Genomic DNA, 871 nt, shown 5'->3' on the forward strand with positions numbered 1-871 from the left:
CCGCCGGCGAGGGGGGGGCGCGGGTTGCCGGCGGGGGGGGTCACCAGGGCGCGGGCGGCACCGGCGGCACCGGCGGGATCGGCGGTGCCGGCGCACGCGGCGGCGCCGGCACCGACGACACCGCCCATCCGGGGCAGGTTGGCGGGGTCGGCGGTCGAGGCGGCACCGGTGGCGCCGGCGGCACCGGCGGGCAGGCCGGCACCGGTGCCGGTGGTGCGGGCACCGCCGGTACCGGCGGCCAAGGGGGCGCGGGTGGTACCGGCGGCGACGGCGGCGACGGCGGAACCTCGGCCAACGGCGGCGCGGCCGGCAACGGCGGCAATGGGGGCAACGGCGGGAACGGCGGAGCGGCCGTCGGCAGCGGCAATGGCGGCAGCGGCGGAAACGGCGGCGCTGCCGGCGCGGGCGGAACCGGCGGCGACCCGGGTGCGGGCGGCACCGCCGGGGGCAGCGGGGGCAACGGTGGCAACGGCGGCAACGGCGGCCACGGCACGAGCGGCGGGGCCGGCGTCAACACCGGCGGCGGCAACGGCGGCAACGGCGGCGCCGGCGGCAACGGCGGCGCCGGGGGCGAACCCGGCCAAAGCACCAGCCTGCAGACCGCCGAAGACAACAACACCTTCTTCGGCAGCGGCGGCAACGGCGGCGCCGGCGGCAGCGGCGGGGCCGGCGGCGCCGGCGACAACGGCGCGTCGGGCCCCAACTCCGGCTTCGCCGGGGGCAACGGCGGCAAGGGCGGCCAAGGCGGTCAAGGCGGCGCGGCCAGCCAACGGCCGTCGTCGACCGCGCCGCAGCATGGCTTCTTCGGCTCCAACGGCAACGGCGGTCCGGGCGGTGACGGCGGGGACGGCGGCGCCGGCGGCATCGGCGG

General features: G+C 81.5%; 1 pseudogene. It reads left to right on the forward strand.

Going from position 1 to position 871, the window contains the following annotated elements:
- Window positions 1-871 (forward strand): annotated as a pseudogene (locus tag A9X00_RS32900) (PE family protein); the annotation flags it as partial.

The organism is Mycobacterium sp. 1245805.9, assembly GCF_001672915.1.
Lineage (GTDB): Bacteria > Actinomycetota > Actinomycetes > Mycobacteriales > Mycobacteriaceae > Mycobacterium.